Source organism: Pseudomonas sp. RHF3.3-3 (assembly GCF_048069595.1).
GTDB lineage: Bacteria > Pseudomonadota > Gammaproteobacteria > Pseudomonadales > Pseudomonadaceae > Aquipseudomonas > Aquipseudomonas fuscovaginae_B.
In genome coordinates this window covers 1,141,114-1,155,766 of record NZ_CP182250.1, presented here as the reverse complement: position 1 = coordinate 1,155,766, position 14,653 = coordinate 1,141,114, and the positions used below count along the sequence as shown (strand labels likewise).

Here is a 14,653-nt window from a genome sequence, read left to right as displayed (position 1 = left end):
GCATGAGCCCACGGCAAAAGGTCCTGATCGTCGATGATGAGCCGGATATCCGCGAACTCCTGGAAATCACTCTGGGCCGGATGAAACTCGACACCCAGAGCGCCCGCAATGTCGGCGAAGCCCGGGAAAAACTCGCCCGGGACCACTTCGACCTGTGCCTGACGGACATGCGCCTGCCGGATGGCACCGGCCTGGAACTGGTACAGCACATCCAGCAGCGCCATCCCCAGGTGCCGGTGGCGATGATCACCGCCTACGGCAACCTCGATACCGCCATCAACGCACTCAAGTCCGGCGCCTTCGACTTCCTCACCAAGCCGGTGGACCTGGCCCGCCTGCGGGAACTGGTGGCCAGTGCCCTGCGGCTGCCGGTGGCCGGGCAAAAGCCGACGACCATCGACACCCGTCTTCTGGGCGACTCGCTGCCCATGCGTGCCCTGCGCAAGCAGATCGACAAGCTGGCCCGCAGCCAGGCGCCGGTGTACATCAGCGGCGAATCAGGCAGCGGCAAGGAACTGGTGGCGCGCCTGATCCACGAGCAGGGCCCGCGTGCCGAACGACCGTTCGTGCCGGTCAACTGCGGGGCGATTCCGTCGGAACTGATGGAAAGCGAATTCTTCGGTCACCGCAAGGGCAGCTTCAGCGGTGCGGTCGAGGACAAACCCGGACTGTTCCAGGCGGCCAACGGCGGCACGCTGTTCCTCGACGAGGTGGCGGACCTGCCGTTGGCCATGCAGGTCAAGCTGCTGCGGGCGATCCAGGAGAAGGCCGTACGCAGCATCGGCGGGCAGCAGGAGGAAGTGGTTGATGTGCGCATCCTCTGCGCCACCCACAAGGACCTGAACGCCGAAGTCGCTGCCGAGCGCTTTCGCCAGGATCTGTACTACCGACTGAATGTCATCGAACTGCGCGTCCCGGCCCTGCGTGAGCGCCGGGACGATATCGAGCCACTGGCGGCCAATGTGCTCCAGCGCCTGGCCTCCGGCAGCGGCCAGCCGGCCGCCAGGCTGCACCCGCAGGCGCTGGAAACGCTCAAGGGCTACCGCTTCCCCGGCAACGTGCGGGAACTGGAGAACATGCTCGAACGGGCCTACACCCTCTGCGAAAACGACCAGATCGAAGCCAGCGACCTGCGCCTGGCGGAATCCCCAGGCAACACGGCCGAGGCCGGCGAACCGAGCCTGGCGCAGATCGACAACCTTGAGGACTACCTGGAGAGCGTCGAACGCAAGCTGATCCTCCAGGCCCTGGAGGAGACCCGCTGGAACCGCACGGCGGCGGCCCAGCGCCTGAGCCTGTCATTTCGTTCGATGCGCTATCGCCTGAAGAAACTGGGGCTGGACTGACGCCTCGCCCATTCGCGGCGGGCCGGCGTCCCGATCCCTACAGAAGGCGCTCCGCAGGGGCATATGGCGCCGGATCAATGATCGGCTCGCGCCCCAGCAGCAGGTCGGCAAACAGTTGACAGGACGCCGGCGCCAACACCAGGCCATTGCGATAGTGCCCACAGTTGAGCCAGAGCCCCTCGAAACCGGGCACCGGCCCGATAAAGGGAATGCCCTCCGGCGACCCTGGCCGCAACCCGGCCCAGTGGGCAACCGGCTCCATACCCGCCAGCGCCGGAATCAACTCCACCGCCGACGCCTTCAGGCTGTCCAGCGCGGACAAGGTCGGCGTCTTGTCGAACCCTTCGTGCTCCAGGGTGCTGCCGATCAGAATATGCCCGTCACGCCGCGGGATCGCATAACGCCCCTTGGCCAGGATCATGCTGGGCAGGAAGTCCGCGGCACACTTGTAGAGGATCATCTGGCCCTTGACCGGCTCGACCGGCAGTTCCAGCCCCAGGTTCTTCAACAGCTCGCCACTCCAGGCACCGGCGGCCAGGACCACCTGCTCGGCATGCAGCTCACCCAGCGACGTGTGCACGCCGATCACTTTCTCGCTGTCGCGAATGAAGTCGCGGGCTTCGCAATGCTCATGGATCGTGACGTTGGGCAACGCCTGCAAGGCCGCCTTGAGCGACTTCACCAGCCGCGGGTTACGCACGTTGGCGACATGGGCCATATGGATCGCCCGGGAGTAGCCCTCCCCCATCACCGGTACCGCATCGCGAACCGCCGAGATGTCGACGCGGCTCAATGGACGTTGCTCACGCTCGGCCCAGGCCAGGGCTTCGGCCTCATCATCGAGGTCCAGCCAGTAAAGGCCGGTGACATGGACCTGCGGGTCGACCCCGGTACTGGCGAACAACCGCTCGCCCAGCTGTGGATAAAAATCCTGCGACCAATGGGCCAGGGCCGTGACGGCCGCACTGTAGCGCCACGGGTACAACGGCGAGACGATCCCACCGCCGGCCCAGGAAGACTCATGGCCCAGGCCTGCGCGATCGAGTAGCACCACCCGATCGACACTCGCCGCCAGATTGAAGGCGGTCAACAAGCCGATCACCCCGCCCCCCACGATTATCACTTGCTGCTGCCTGCTCATCTCTTGATCCAAACCTGTGGGGAGCGCGCCCAGTCGCCCCCTGAAAAACAATCAGCGCCCCCAACAGTCCTTTGTCGTCACACCTGAGCTGGCGCCCGGGTTGCTACGTGCCCCCGTCTGGGTAATCGTGAAGCCGCCACACTTGTCACCCACCATCATCGAACCTGTCGACGCCGTCGCCGTCAGGGTGAAGTCCTGGGCGTTCAAGGTAGACGCAATCGAGTAGTAGCTGTTCCCGGTGGAGACTACGGCATTCGTATAAAAACCGTTCCTCGAATAGTAACGCTCCAGATTCTGCGCCTGCTCCGAGAGCAGTCCGGCAATCTCCGTACGGTGGGTACGCTTGGAGTACTCGATGTAACTGGGATACGCCACCGCCGCAAGGATACCGACAATGGCCACGACAATCATGAGTTCGATCAAGGTGAAGCCTTTGGCTGCCTGCTTCATACACGCTCTTCCCTATTGGATTTGTCGCCACATGATCCGTCGACTGCCGCCACCGCCCTTTTCCGCCATGGAGGTGGTGCCGCCGCTGGAGTCACTGAAGATTTTGGTCTGGGCCCCACTGCCCCCCATGATGCCGGTCAGATTCGGGATGGAGGAAAAGTTGAACCCGCTCGAACGCAGGTCGCTGCTGTTGACGACCCCGTCGCCATTGGTGTCGAGCACCGCGTAGCTGAGCATTTTCCCGGTGAACGCATCGAGCTCCACCACCCGACCGGTACCGAAGCTGGCACAGGGATCGGTGGTATCGACGGCGGCGGTGGTGAAGACGACTCGCCCCAGGGTCGTACGCGCCGGATAGATCACCCGCTCGCCGGTGGCCACATTGTTGTAGATCAGCGGCAGGTACCAGCCGCTCTGTGCCGGATAAACCACCGGGTTCTCGCTGGTGGTGATGAACTGGGTGCCATTGGAGGTGAATACCCCGGTAATCGACTGGGCCACCAGGCTGCTGACGGTAATCCTGCCCGCCCCGCCATCGGCATCCCATATCCCGTAGAAAGCCTGCAGGTCCTTGCTCAACTTGTCTGCGGTCTCATTGAACTTCCCGGTACCGAAAAACACCATCTTGCCGTTGAGCGGATGGTCGACCAGCAGCGGCTGCGCGGTGATCGGCTGGGTGGCGCCACCGGGCGCGGTAAACAGCGGCGAGCCAGCAAAGGCCAGCCCCCAGCTATTGATCGCGGTGGAACTCAGGTCGAACTTCCACATACGCCCCTTGAGATCACCGCCATACGCGGCCTGGACCACATTCTGGGCATTCACTTTCAGCTTCACCGAGGACAGGCCATTGGTGGTTTCGCTGCTGTCGACCACGATTTTCCTGATCAGCGAACCGTCGCGGATATCGACGATGTACAACGCCGCGACACCGGAGTTGCTGCCATAGCCGTTGGCGATGAACGCCGCCCAGCGGCCATCGGGCAATCGGGCGACTTCGGGCTTGGCGTAGGCGTATCCGATATCGTTCAACGGGTTGCTGGTATCCGCCGTATCGGGGGCGCGCAATTCCCAAAGGGCGTTGTAGGCGTTGCCCAGCGTGGCATCGAACAACTGCACGGCAAAGAATGCCTTGCCACCTGCCCCCACCCCACCCAGCGCCACGGTCTTCCAGGCGTTGTTGTTGAACTGCGCATCGAATACGCCGACCTGACCGTCATTGAGGAATTTGTGGCTGGTGCCGTTGATGTAGGCCGGGTCGGCAATGAAATGCAGCGATGGCAGCACACTGCTGGGCATGTAGGCGTACACCCGGGCACCGCTGCTCGAATTGATCACGCTCATGAAGCCATCGTTGCCATTGACCACCAGGTTGCTGTTCATCCCGCTGGCCTTGGTGCTCAGGTAGGCGCTGTAGCTGCTGTCGCCCACCAGGTCGGAAGCGGTCTGCTCCGTGGGCGAGGCCACCACCAGGGGCGAGTTGATGATATCGCCGAGCAGCCTCGTACGTGTCTTCAGCCCGGTCTTGTTGGTGCCCTTGCTCCATTCCACCAGGTCGTTGCCGACGATCCCGGTCGGCAGGCCCTGGTTGAGCGCAGCGCGTTGCGTCGTGGAAAAGTTGTTGAACGCCAGGGCAACCACCGCATTGCTCGTGGTATTCCATGACTGATACAGGGGCGCGGTGGAGCTGGTCCTGATGGTGGTGTCGGTGCTCCAGTTCAGCAAGGCGGTATTGACCGTGCCATTGCTGTTGAAACCGTACGACTTGATCGTACCGCGCCAATCCGCCGGGTCGTAGCCGGTCTGGAAGTAACTGGCGCTCGTGGAAGCGGTACCGGCAATGGCCGAACCACCACCGCCGGAGCCGGCCTTGGAGGTGATGTCGCTGAAGGCTGCGGACAGCGCGGTGCTCAAACCGGCGCTGTCGATCGCCTGGTAGTACCTGCCCTGCCCATAGTTGGCGGCATCGGAGAGCATCTGGTTGGACGCCGTGAATCCTACCGTGTAGGTGCTCATGTTCTGTTTCGGAAAATCGGCGCTGTCCCAGCTCTTGCCCGCGGCATCGGTTCCGGATGAACGCATGTCGATGTCATAGGCAAACTTGGCAATATCATCGAGGTACAGGCTGTCGCCCTCGCCATCCCCGCCCGTGGGGTTGTCACCATCGTTGTTTTTCCCGTCCCAGTTGGGCAACCTGTTCGTCCCCTGGGCCAGGGGATCATTCGACGGAAACGTCCGGTCGTAGGTCGGCAACCCGTCGGTTATCACCACGCCGTAGTTCTTCTGGCAGCGGTACTGGATAGGGCTGGTGTAGGTGCTCGGCGAGGCGTTGTAGTAAGGCGCCATGCCACGAAAGTAGCGAGTGATCTCGTAGTAGGTTTCCGCCAGCGGCGTGTTGGCAATCGCGCTCAGGCCATTGATGGAGCTGATCAACGAGTTGTAGTTGGTGTTCGCCTGGGTCTGGGTCACCGAGCCACTGACGGGTGACAGATCAGCGACCGAACGGACGATATAGCCGCCAGGACCGGGATCGCCGAAGGACGGTGGATTGAAGGTCGCCAGGCCGATGCGCAGCGAACGGTTCTGCGTCACCAGGGTCTTGGAGACCTCCCGCGCGACGTTGATGCGATAGTCGTTGGGTACCAGCGTACCGGTGGTGAAGTCGGTGTTCACCCCGTTGGCCTTCCTCAGCAGATAGGCCAGGTAGGCCGTCGAATAGCGGGTATTGCCGCCCCCCACAGGATCAGGCAGGCGCAGGCAGATGGGCGACTGCAGCAGCCCCCTGTAGAAGCCATACCAGTTGCCGCTCAGGGAGCAGCCGCCCCGATAGAGGTTGCCAACGAAGATATTGGTATCGTCAGCGTCCAGCGTTTGCGCGCCAAGACACAGGAAGTCCGAGTTGCAGTTCGCGACACTCCCCCAGTTCGCATTGGGGTCGAAGTCGGTCGCCCAGATGATGCTGTTCATACTGCCGGAGTCGTCGACCAGCAACATGACGTTGGGAGCAACGGCTGCCGCGCTCAGCAGAGGAGCGTCCGCGGGGGTAAAGGCGTAGGCCGGCGCACCGAGATACAGCCCCAGCAAGGCCCCCGCCGCCACTCTCAGGCAACGCCGGGCCCAACTGTCGCGAGGCCTAGTACTTGGCATAGATGCTCTCCAGAACCGTACGCGAATTGCCCGAAATGGCGACTGCGGTGATGCGATACAGGGTCGCGGAAGTGTTGCTCGGCAGGCCGACCGCCGTCATCGAGGTTCCGATGTTCTGTACCCCATAGAAGCCGCTGCCCGCCGCCACCCAGATCACCCCCGATGTGGGGTCCGTCTGCGCCGCCACCAGGGTCGCGGACTCGGGGGGTGGCGCACAGCGGACGACCGTGGTGCAGACCGCCAGCGAGTAATTGCTCTGCTGAACCGCATTCTCGCCCATCCGCAGGACGGCCTCGGCGGTCTGGAAGGAGGTGTTGCGCAGAGTCACGCTACCGGCCATTTTTTCCTGCAACGTCGCACTTTGCATGGAGGAAATGCCGATCAGGGTCAACAGCAGGAGAAACACCAGGCTGACCAGCAACGCCATGCCGCCCTGCTGTCCGCGGCATCTATGGGTTGGGTCTTGCCGTGAGAGATTCATGCTCGCACCTACTGAAGCCGGTTTCGCAAGGCGGCCACCGCCGTGAAGGTCTGGTTTCTGACCCGATTGCTCGGGTCGGAGAGGGTGATGCTCAGCCGAACGCTGCGGATGGTGGCCGGATCGCTGGGGTTGCTGTTGTAATTGAGCACGGCGGTGTCGGTGGCATTGGCGGCCACACCGAACTTCACGTCGAAGGCCGCGACATTGTTGACCAACGCCGCCCCCGTGCCGGTCCCCGTCCCTGCCAGCAGCAATAACTGGTTGCCGGCATAGGTGTAGGTCAGCTTACGAATGGGGAACGCCTGCTGCCCACTGGGTGCCACCGCTGCTCCGGTGTAGGCCGTGGCGGTGGTGCGACAATCGGACGTGATCGTCCAGGTGGGTACGCCGCCCCCGGTGCCAATATCAGCCGTTACCAGAACCAGCGACTTGTTGGCATTGTTCCAGGAGATCGGGGTAGCGGCATTCGTGGCAAAGGTGGCGGGGTTGCTCCCATCGACGATCGCCGCGGTGGTGAGGCAGCCGAACATCCCGACCATGCGGATTTCCTGAATCATCTTGCTCAGGATGAAACGCGCATCCTCCTGCATCCCGGCTGCCGCGTTCTGGCTGGCGTAGGTGTTCCTGGCGGAGAGGAATATCTGGGTGATACCTGCCACGATCACCAGGCCGAGAACGAGGGCGATCATCAGCTCGACCAGGCCAAAGCCCCTGGGCAACCTTTTCATGGCGTCACCACGGGGTCGGTGGCCACCCGGCTGGTCAGGACAAAGGTGCGGGTCGGCGCATTCGCCGTCGTCGCGTCATCGGCGCGCTTGTCGCCCCAGCCAATGGTGATGGTCACTACCCGGTTGTTGACCGCAATGCTGCCACTGCCATCCGTCGCGGCAAAGTTATTGATGTTGTTCTTGAAATCGTAGAGGTCGGCATCCCGGGCTGCGGTGGAACCCGCCGTTGCCGTGATGCCCTGCAGGTTGCTCACGGCGTAGTTCGCGTCGGGATTCGCGCGGATACGATCGAGCATGTCATAGGCGATGAAACTGGCCTGGCTGGTCATCATCGAGCTGTCGGTGTACTTCAGCGCGTTGAGCTGGATGGCCGCCGCGCCCAGCAGGCCGACAGCGAGAATCAGCAGCGACACCATGACCTCGATCAGGGTCAGGCCAGCCTGCCTTGCACCAATGGTTCCTGGCATCAGCAACTCCCCAGGACAATCTTGCCGTTCAGGCAGACATTCACGGTTCGGGTCTGTGCGCCGAGGGTGTAGACAAAGGTCGCGGCTGCGGACACCCCGCCCAGGTTGTTGAAATCCAGGCTGTTGACCCCGGCCGTCACGTTCAGCGTAGCCCCACTGCTCATCAGCGGAATCACCTGGTAGTAGTTGGTACGGCCTGCCGCATCATCAGCCACCGACATCACCACCAGTTCGCTGGTCCACGCGCTGTTGAGTACCCTGGGGCGGATACGCGTGCTGATCCCCCGGTCGATCGCCTCCAGGCGCGCGTAACTGAGCCCCCGCATCAGATCGTTGACCTCGGTATCGGCCTTGGATCGGTCGACGGAGCTCTTATAGGATGGCAACGCAATCGCCGCGAGAATCGCGAAGACCACAACAGCTACCATCAGCTCGACCAGCGTAAATCCCTTGTTACCACTGTCCATGGCGCACCTCTCGAGTACCTGGACTATAACTGGCTCTACAACCTGGAACATTCGTCGCCGGGACGTACGGTTGTTTTCTCGGGATCAACGCGAAGTCTGTCACCCCGGCCTCTCCAAGGAGGGAGAGTTCATGCATCAACGAGGCTTGAGCCTGGTGGAGCTATTGGCCGTACTGGTGGTTATCGCCGTCCTGGCAAGGCTGGCGGGGCCGTCATTCGGCGAATGGCTCGCCTCACAACGTCGTCAACTGTCCGCCGAACAGCTCGCCCTCGGCCTGCAAACGGCCCGCACCGAGGCGATCCTGCGCAACCAGGCCGTGATCATCCACGCACTGAACGATGACTGGAGCCAGGGTTGGCGCATCATTCTCGACCTGAGCGGCCAGGGGCCTGAAGACGGGAGCAATCCAACCCTGATCGAACGACAGGACAGCAGCGCCGGACCGATTGTCGGCAATCAGCACGTAAGAAGTTTCGTTCGGTTCTCATCGATCGGTGCGCCGACCAACGACGGCGTGGCAGGCGGCACCCTGCACATCTGCGCCAGGGACAAGCCCCTGAGCCAGCACCGCGTGGTGCTCGCCAGGACAGGTCGGGTCAGGCTCGAAACAGGTGAGAAGCAGGAGGCGCTCTGCGGCGCCTCCGACTCAGGGGAGCGTGCGAACGCGTAGTTCCTTGGGCATGGAGAAGGTGATGTTCTCCTCGCGGCCGGCCAGCTCATCGGCACCGGTCGCGCCCCAGGCCTGAAGCTGCTGGATCACGCCGCGTACCAGCACTTCGGGGGCCGACGCGCCGGCGGTGATGCCGATCCGCTCGACACCGTCGAACCAGCTGCGCTGCATGTCCTCGGCACCGTCGATCAGGTAGGCCGGGGTGGACATGCGCTCGGCCAGCTCACGCAGGCGATTGGAGTTGGAACTGTTCGGGCTGCCCACCACCAGCACCACATCGCACTCGTCGGCCAATTGCTTGACCGCATCCTGGCGGTTCTGCGTGGCGTAGCAGATGTCGTCCTTGCGTGGCCCGCCGATGGCCGGAAAACGCGTGCGCAGGGCATCGATGACCCGACTGGTGTCGTCCATCGACAGGGTGGTCTGGGTCACGAAGGCCAGTTTGTCGGGATTGCGGACCTGCAGCGCGGCGACGTCCTTCTCGTCCTCCACCAGGTAGATCGCACCACCGTTGCTGGCGTCGTACTGGCCCATGGTGCCTTCCACTTCCGGGTGCCCGGCATGGCCGATGAGGATGCATTCACGACCGTCGCGGCTGTAGCGCGCCACCTCGATATGCACCTTGGTCACCAGCGGACAGGTGGCATCGAAGACCTTCAGGCCACGCCCGGCCGCTTCGCTGCGCACGGCCTGGGAAACGCCATGGGCACTGAAGATGACGATGACGTCGTCCGGCACCTGGTCCAGCTCTTCGACGAAGATGGCACCACGGGCGCGCAGGTCTTCGACGACGAATTTGTTATGCACCACTTCGTGACGCACATAGATCGGCGGACCGAAGACCTCCAGGGCCCGGTTGACGATTTCGATCGCCCGGTCCACACCGGCGCAGAAGCCACGGGGGTTGGCGAGTTTGATTTGCATGCTGTGCCTCGTGTCTTGCGCGCAAGGGTTGGATCATTCCGACCGGTTGCACGGTCGGTCGCCGGCAAGCCGGCCTTTACAGGATAGTGCTTCAGGACAGCGCCTTGACCTCGATGATCTCCACCTCGAAGGTCAGCACCTTGCCGGCCAGCGGGTGGTTGAAGTCGACGGTGACCTGGGCGTCATCGAACGCCTTCACCACGCCCGGCAGCTCGGTATTGGCGGCATCGTTGAAGATCACCAGCAGGCCTTCCGACAGTTCCATATCCTGGAACTGCGAGCGTGGCATGATCTGCACGTTCTGTGGGTTGGGCTGACCAAAGGCATTTTCCACCGGGATGGTCAGGCTGCGCTTGTCGCCAGCCTTGAAGCCGAACAGCGCGGCTTCGAAACCGGGCAACAGGCTGCCATCACCGACCTTGAAGGTCGCCGGCGCCTTGTCGAAGGTGCTGTCGACCGTGTCGCCGTTCTCCAGGCGCAAGGCGAAATGCAGGGTGACCTGGGTGTTCTGACCGATCCGTTGCTCAGCCACTGCGTGTTCAGTCATGAACGGGTTCTCCGGACTTTTTGCTCTTGAACATGTCCAGCGCCAGCATCACCGCGCCCACGGTAATGGCGCTGTCGGCAAAGTTGAACGCCGGGAAGTACCAGCGGTTCTGCCAGTGCACGAGAATGAAGTCGATGACATGGCCCAGTGCCATGCGATCGTAGAGGTTGCCCAGCGCCCCACCCAGCACCAGCGACAAGGCGATGGCCAGCCAGGTCTCGTTGCGCCCCAGGCGCTTGAGCCAGACCACCAGCACCGCACTGACCACCACCGCGATCAGGGCGAACAGCCAGCGCTGCCAGCCGGAACTCTCGGCCAGGAAGCTGAAGGCCGCGCCGGTGTTGTACGCCAGGGTCCAGCTGAAGTAGTCGGGAATGATCACGATCTGCTGGTACAGGGTCAGCGAGCTTTCGAAGTGGAACTTGCTGGCCTGGTCGATGACCAGCACCAGCAGGCTCAACCACAGCCAGCCCAGGCGGCCGAAACGGCCGGCACTGGCATTAGGCATAGTGACGCACCTCGCCTTCGCCACTGATGTTGTCGACGCAACGGCCGCAGATTTCCGGATGCTCCGGGTTCACCCCGACATCCTCGCGGCAGTGCCAGCAACGGGCGCACTTGGCGTGGCCGGACTTGACCACCTTGAGCTTCAGGCCCGGCACCTCGGTGACCACCGCATCCGCCGGGGCCAGCGCCAGGGGCGCGACCGTCGCGGTGGAGGTGATCAGCACGAAGCGCAGTTCGTTGCTCAGCTTGTCCAGGTCGGCGACCAGTGCCTCTTCGGCGAACAGGGTCACTTCGGCCTGCAGGTTGCCGCCCACCGCCTTCGCGGCGCGCTGCACTTCCAGTTCCTTGTTGACCGCGACCTTGACCGCCATGATCCGCTCCCAGTAGTCGCGACCCAGCTCGAAGCCTTCCGGCAGTTCGCTGAGGCCTTCGTACCAGGTGTTGAGCATGACCGATTCGTTGCGCTCGCCCGGCAGGTACTGCCACAGCTCGTCGGCGGTGAACGCCAGGATCGGCGCGATCCAGCGCACCAGCGCCTCGGAGATGTGGAACAGCGCGGTCTGGCAGGAGCGCCGGGCCTTGCTGTTGGCGCCGGTGGTGTACTGGCGGTCCTTGATGATGTCGAGGTAGAAACCGCCCAGCTCCTGCACACAGAAGTTGTGCACCTTGGAGTAGACGTTCCAGAAGCGGTACTCACCGTAGTGCACTTCCAGCTCGCGCTGCAGCAGCAGGGTGCGGTCCACGGCCCAGCGATCCAGGGCGAGCATTTCCTCGGCCGGGACGATATCGGTGGCCGGGTTGAAGCCGCTCAGGTTGGAGAGCAGGAACCGTGCGGTGTTGCGGATACGCCGGTAGGCGTCGGCGCTGCGCTGCAGGATCTGGTCGGAGACGGCCATCTCGCCCGAATAGTCGGTCGAGGCGACCCACAGGCGCATGATGTCGGCCCCCAGGGTGTCGTTGACCTTCTGCGGCGCGATCACGTTGCCCAGGGACTTGGACATCTTGCGGCCGGCCTCGTCGACGGTAAAGCCGTGGGTCAGCAGCTCGCGGTACGGCGCATGGTTGTCAATGGCGCAGCCGGTCAGCAGGGACGAGTGGAACCAGCCACGGTGCTGGTCCGAACCTTCCAGGTAGAGGTCGGCACGCGGGCCCTTCTCGTGGCCGACCGGATGCGAACCGCGCAGTACGTGCCAGTGGGTGGTGCCCGAGTCGAACCAGACGTCGAGGGTGTCGCTGATCTTGTCGTATTGCGCAGCCTCGTCACCGAGCAGCTCGGCGGCATCCAGCTTGAACCAGGCCTCGATACCCTCTTTCTCGACGCGCTGGGCCACCTGCTCCATCAGTTCGACGGTGCGCGGGTGCAGCTCGCCGCTTTCCTTGTTCAGGAAGAACGGGATCGGTACGCCCCAGTTGCGCTGGCGGGAGATGCACCAGTCCGGACGGTTGGCGATCATCGAGTGCAGGCGCGCCTGGCCCCAGGCCGGAACGAACTGGGTGTCCTCGATGGCCTTGAGCGAACGCTCGCGCAGGGTGTCGCCAGAGGCCGGCGCCTTGTCCATGCCAATGAACCACTGCGCGGTGGCGCGGTAGATCAGCGGGGTCTTGTGGCGCCAGCAGTGCATGTAGCTGTGGCTGATGGTCTCGGTGTGCAGCAGCGCACCGACTTCGGCGAGTTTTTCGACGATGGCCGGGTTGGCCTTGAAGATGAACTGGCCGCCGAAGAACTCCAGGGACTCGACATACACACCGTTGCTCTGCACCGGGGTGAGGATGTCATCGTTGGACATCCCGTAATGCTTGCAGCTCTTGAAGTCGTCCTCGCCATAGGCCGGGGCGGAGTGAACCACGCCGGTACCGGCACCCAGCTCGACATACTCGGCCAGATACAGAGGCGACAGGCGATCATAGAACGGATGACGGAAGTTGATCAGTTCCAGGGCCTGGCCCTTGGCAACCGCCACTACCGAACCTTCCAGCTTGTAACGCGCCAGGCAGGACTCGACCAGTTCCTCGGCCAGCACCAACAGGCGGTCACCGACATCCACCAGCGCGTAGTTGAACTCCGGATGAACGTTCAGCGCCTGGTTGGCCGGGATGGTCCACGGGGTGGTGGTCCAGATCACGATCGAAGTCGGCTTGCCCAGCGATGGCAGGCCGAACGCGGCGGCCAGCTTGTCCTGGTCGGCGATCGGGAAGGCCACGTCGATGGTCTGGGATTTCTTGTCCTGGTATTCGACTTCGGCTTCGGCCAGGGCCGAACCGCAATCGAAGCACCAGTTCACCGGCTTGAGGCCCTTGAACACGAAGCCGCCCTTGACGATTTCGGCCAGGGCGCGGATTTCACCGGCCTCGTTCTTGAAGTCCATGGTCTTGTAGGGGTTGGCGAAGTCGCCCAGCACGCCCAGGCGGATGAACTCGGACTTCTGCCCCTCGATCTGCTCGCTGGCATAGGCGCGGCACAGTTCGCGGGTCTTGTCCGCGCCCAGGTTCTTGCCGTGGGTCACTTCGACCTTGTGTTCGATCGGCAGGCCATGGCAGTCCCAACCCGGCACATAGGGGGCATCGAAGCCGGCCAGGGTCTTGGAGCGGACGATCATGTCCTTGAGAATCTTGTTCAGCGCGTGACCGATGTGAATCGTGCCATTGGCGTAGGGAGGACCGTCGTGAAGGATGAACTTCGGACGATCCTTGCCAATCTCGCGCAACTTCCCGTACAGGCCAATGCTGTCCCAGCGCTGCAGAATCTGAGGTTCGCGCTGTGGCAGGCCGGCCTTCATCGGGAAGGCGGTGTCCGGGAGGTTAAGCGTGGCTTTGTAGTCGGTCATTTCAGGCTCTTTGTAAGCGGTGAACCCTGCCAGTGGGCACGGGCGGCGGCGACGTCCGCATTGATCGCCGTCTTGAGCGCCTCCAGGGAGGCGAATCGCTGCTCATCGCGCAGCTTGTGGTGGAAAACCACCGTCAAACGCCGGTTATACAGATCACCGGCAAAATCCAGCAGATGCACTTCCAGGTGGGCATTGCCATCACCTGCTACCGTAGGCCGCACGCCGATATTGGCGACACCCGGCCACGGCTGGCCGTCGATCTCGACACTGGCCAGGTAGACCCCGGTCAATGGCACGCGACGGCGCTTGAGCTGTACGTTGGCCGTTGGCGTGCCCAGTTGGCGCGCCAGTTTCTGCCCATGCAGCACCCGCCCGGCGATCCGGAACGGACGCCCCAGCAGGCGCTCGGCCAAGGGGAAATCGGCCGCCGCCAGGGCATTACGCACCTGGGTGCTGCTGACCCGCAGGCCATCGAGTTCGACGGTCTGTGCCGCCTCGACGGTAAAGCCACTGGCCTTGCCGGCCTGCAGCAGGAAATCGAAATCACCGGCACGGTCGCAGCCGAAACGGAAGTCGTCACCGACTTCCAGGTGCTGTACGCCCAGGCCTTCGACCAGGATGGTGTCGACGAACTCGGCGGCGCTGAGCTTGCTCAGGCGCTGGTTGAACGCCAGGCACAGTACCCGGTCGACGCCTTCGGCAGCCAGCAGCTGCAGCTTGTCGCGCAAGCGCGCCAGGCGCGCCGGCGCCGTCTGCGGGGCAAAAAACTCGCGCGGTTGCGGTTCGAAAATCACCACGCAGCTGGGCACCCCCAGCTCCCGCGCACGCTCGCGCAGCCGGGCCAGGATAGCCTGGTGACCACGATGAACACCGTCAAAGTTGCCAATGGTGGCGACACAGCCCCGGTGCCGGGGACGCAGGTTGTGGAGGCCTCGAACCAGCTGCATAACGCGCTT

At 63.2% G+C, this 14,653-nt stretch carries 14 protein-coding genes; 2 read left to right on the top strand and 12 right to left on the bottom strand.

Annotation, left to right across the window (positions count from 1 at the left end; translation table 11 throughout):
- The first annotated feature begins 2 nt into the window (after positions 1–2).
- Positions 3–1,346 carry a sigma-54-dependent transcriptional regulator gene (locus ACMGT0_RS05200; RefSeq protein ID WP_416771728.1) on the top strand — a complete coding sequence of 448 codons (1,344 nt, stop codon included), beginning with the start codon at positions 3–5 and terminating at the stop codon, positions 1,344–1,346.
- Between the two features lie 37 nt (positions 1,347–1,383).
- Here ACMGT0_RS05200 and thiO read toward each other — a convergent pair whose 3' ends face one another.
- The 7 genes from thiO to ACMGT0_RS05165 are packed head-to-tail and all read right to left on the bottom strand — an operon-like array spanning position 1,384 to position 8,224.
- The gene (gene thiO / locus ACMGT0_RS05195; protein WP_416771726.1) at positions 1,384–2,487 is read right to left on the bottom strand and encodes a glycine oxidase ThiO; all 1,104 of its coding nucleotides are present in this window, start codon (positions 2,485–2,487) and stop codon (positions 1,384–1,386) included.
- A 51-nt stretch (positions 2,488–2,538) separates the two neighbouring features.
- Positions 2,539–2,937, bottom strand: a complete 399-nt coding sequence (locus tag ACMGT0_RS05190) for a type IV pilin protein (RefSeq protein WP_273824792.1) — start codon at positions 2,935–2,937, stop codon at positions 2,539–2,541.
- A gap of 12 nt (positions 2,938–2,949) precedes the next feature.
- Positions 2,950–6,081 (bottom strand): pilus assembly protein, encoded by a 3,132-nt coding sequence (locus ACMGT0_RS05185; protein WP_054063782.1) that lies wholly within the window; start codon positions 6,079–6,081, stop codon positions 2,950–2,952.
- A complete protein-coding gene (locus ACMGT0_RS05180) occupies positions 6,068–6,562 on the bottom strand; it encodes a pilus assembly PilX family protein (protein ID WP_241494411.1) in 495 nt (164 codons plus the stop codon). The genes ACMGT0_RS05185 and ACMGT0_RS05180 overlap by 14 nt, the downstream gene beginning before the upstream one ends.
- 8 nt (positions 6,563–6,570) lie before the next feature.
- Positions 6,571–7,290, bottom strand: a complete 720-nt coding sequence (locus ACMGT0_RS05175) for a PilW family protein (RefSeq protein WP_416771723.1) — start codon at positions 7,288–7,290, stop codon at positions 6,571–6,573.
- Positions 7,287–7,757 carry a type IV pilus modification protein PilV gene (gene pilV, locus ACMGT0_RS05170; RefSeq protein WP_054063780.1) on the bottom strand — a complete coding sequence of 157 codons (471 nt, stop codon included), beginning with the start codon at positions 7,755–7,757 and terminating at the stop codon, positions 7,287–7,289. Before pilV ends, ACMGT0_RS05175 begins: the two co-directional genes overlap by 4 nt.
- The gene (locus ACMGT0_RS05165; RefSeq protein WP_273824795.1) at positions 7,757–8,224 is read right to left on the bottom strand and encodes a GspH/FimT family pseudopilin; all 468 of its coding nucleotides are present in this window, start codon (positions 8,222–8,224) and stop codon (positions 7,757–7,759) included. The genes pilV and ACMGT0_RS05165 overlap by 1 nt, the downstream gene beginning before the upstream one ends.
- Before the next feature lie 130 nt (positions 8,225–8,354).
- On the opposite strand from ACMGT0_RS05165, the gene ACMGT0_RS05160 reads away from it, so the two are divergent.
- On the top strand, positions 8,355–8,894 hold the full coding sequence (locus tag ACMGT0_RS05160) for a GspH/FimT family pseudopilin (protein ID WP_416771721.1): 540 nt from the start codon (positions 8,355–8,357) through the stop codon (positions 8,892–8,894).
- Here the strand turns inward: ACMGT0_RS05160 and ispH are convergent.
- The 5 genes from ispH to ribF all read right to left on the bottom strand — a co-directional run bounded on the left by ispH (position 8,871) and on the right by ribF (position 14,644).
- Positions 8,871–9,818: a 4-hydroxy-3-methylbut-2-enyl diphosphate reductase gene (gene ispH, locus ACMGT0_RS05155; RefSeq protein ID WP_054059034.1), complete on the bottom strand. Its 948-nt coding sequence runs from the start codon at positions 9,816–9,818 to the stop codon at positions 8,871–8,873. The genes ACMGT0_RS05160 and ispH overlap by 24 nt on opposite strands.
- A gap of 91 nt (positions 9,819–9,909) precedes the next feature.
- The gene (gene fkpB / locus ACMGT0_RS05150) at positions 9,910–10,350 is read right to left on the bottom strand and encodes an FKBP-type peptidyl-prolyl cis-trans isomerase (protein WP_192842728.1); all 441 of its coding nucleotides are present in this window, start codon (positions 10,348–10,350) and stop codon (positions 9,910–9,912) included.
- Between the two features lie 7 nt (positions 10,351–10,357).
- A complete protein-coding gene (gene lspA, locus ACMGT0_RS05145; RefSeq protein ID WP_054059036.1) occupies positions 10,358–10,873 on the bottom strand; it encodes a signal peptidase II in 516 nt (171 codons plus the stop codon).
- Entirely contained in the window at positions 10,866–13,697 is a 2,832-nt protein-coding gene (gene ileS / locus ACMGT0_RS05140; RefSeq protein ID WP_416771718.1) for an isoleucine--tRNA ligase, read from the bottom strand. The genes lspA and ileS overlap by 8 nt, the downstream gene beginning before the upstream one ends.
- Positions 13,694–14,644 carry a bifunctional riboflavin kinase/FAD synthetase gene (gene ribF, locus ACMGT0_RS05135; protein ID WP_054059038.1) on the bottom strand — a complete coding sequence of 317 codons (951 nt, stop codon included), beginning with the start codon at positions 14,642–14,644 and terminating at the stop codon, positions 13,694–13,696. The genes ileS and ribF overlap by 4 nt, the downstream gene beginning before the upstream one ends.
- Between the last annotated feature and the right edge of the window lie 9 nt (positions 14,645–14,653).

What these genes read in the sequence shown, in the direction of transcription:
- ACMGT0_RS05200 (WP_416771728.1), top strand. Translation starts at nt 3, where the DNA reads ATGAGCCCACGGCAAAAGGTCCTGATCGTCGATGATGAGCCGGATATC.
- thiO (WP_416771726.1), bottom strand. Translation starts at nt 2,487, where the DNA reads ATGAGCAGGCAGCAGCAAGTGATAATCGTGGGGGGCGGGGTGATCGGC.
- ACMGT0_RS05190 (WP_273824792.1), bottom strand. Translation starts at nt 2,937, where the DNA reads ATGAAGCAGGCAGCCAAAGGCTTCACCTTGATCGAACTCATGATTGTC.
- ACMGT0_RS05185 (WP_054063782.1), bottom strand. Translation starts at nt 6,081, where the DNA reads ATGCCAAGTACTAGGCCTCGCGACAGTTGGGCCCGGCGTTGCCTGAGA.
- ACMGT0_RS05180 (WP_241494411.1), bottom strand. Translation starts at nt 6,562, where the DNA reads ATGAATCTCTCACGGCAAGACCCAACCCATAGATGCCGCGGACAGCAG.
- ACMGT0_RS05175 (WP_416771723.1), bottom strand. Translation starts at nt 7,290, where the DNA reads ATGAAAAGGTTGCCCAGGGGCTTTGGCCTGGTCGAGCTGATGATCGCC.
- pilV (WP_054063780.1), bottom strand. Translation starts at nt 7,757, where the DNA reads ATGCCAGGAACCATTGGTGCAAGGCAGGCTGGCCTGACCCTGATCGAG.
- ACMGT0_RS05165 (WP_273824795.1), bottom strand. Translation starts at nt 8,224, where the DNA reads ATGGACAGTGGTAACAAGGGATTTACGCTGGTCGAGCTGATGGTAGCT.
- ACMGT0_RS05160 (WP_416771721.1), top strand. Translation starts at nt 8,355, where the DNA reads ATGCATCAACGAGGCTTGAGCCTGGTGGAGCTATTGGCCGTACTGGTG.
- ispH (WP_054059034.1), bottom strand. Translation starts at nt 9,818, where the DNA reads ATGCAAATCAAACTCGCCAACCCCCGTGGCTTCTGCGCCGGTGTGGAC.
- lspA (WP_054059036.1), bottom strand. Translation starts at nt 10,873, where the DNA reads ATGCCTAATGCCAGTGCCGGCCGTTTCGGCCGCCTGGGCTGGCTGTGG.
- ileS (WP_416771718.1), bottom strand. Translation starts at nt 13,697, where the DNA reads ATGACCGACTACAAAGCCACGCTTAACCTCCCGGACACCGCCTTCCCG.
- ribF (WP_054059038.1), bottom strand. Translation starts at nt 14,644, where the DNA reads ATGCAGCTGGTTCGAGGCCTCCACAACCTGCGTCCCCGGCACCGGGGC.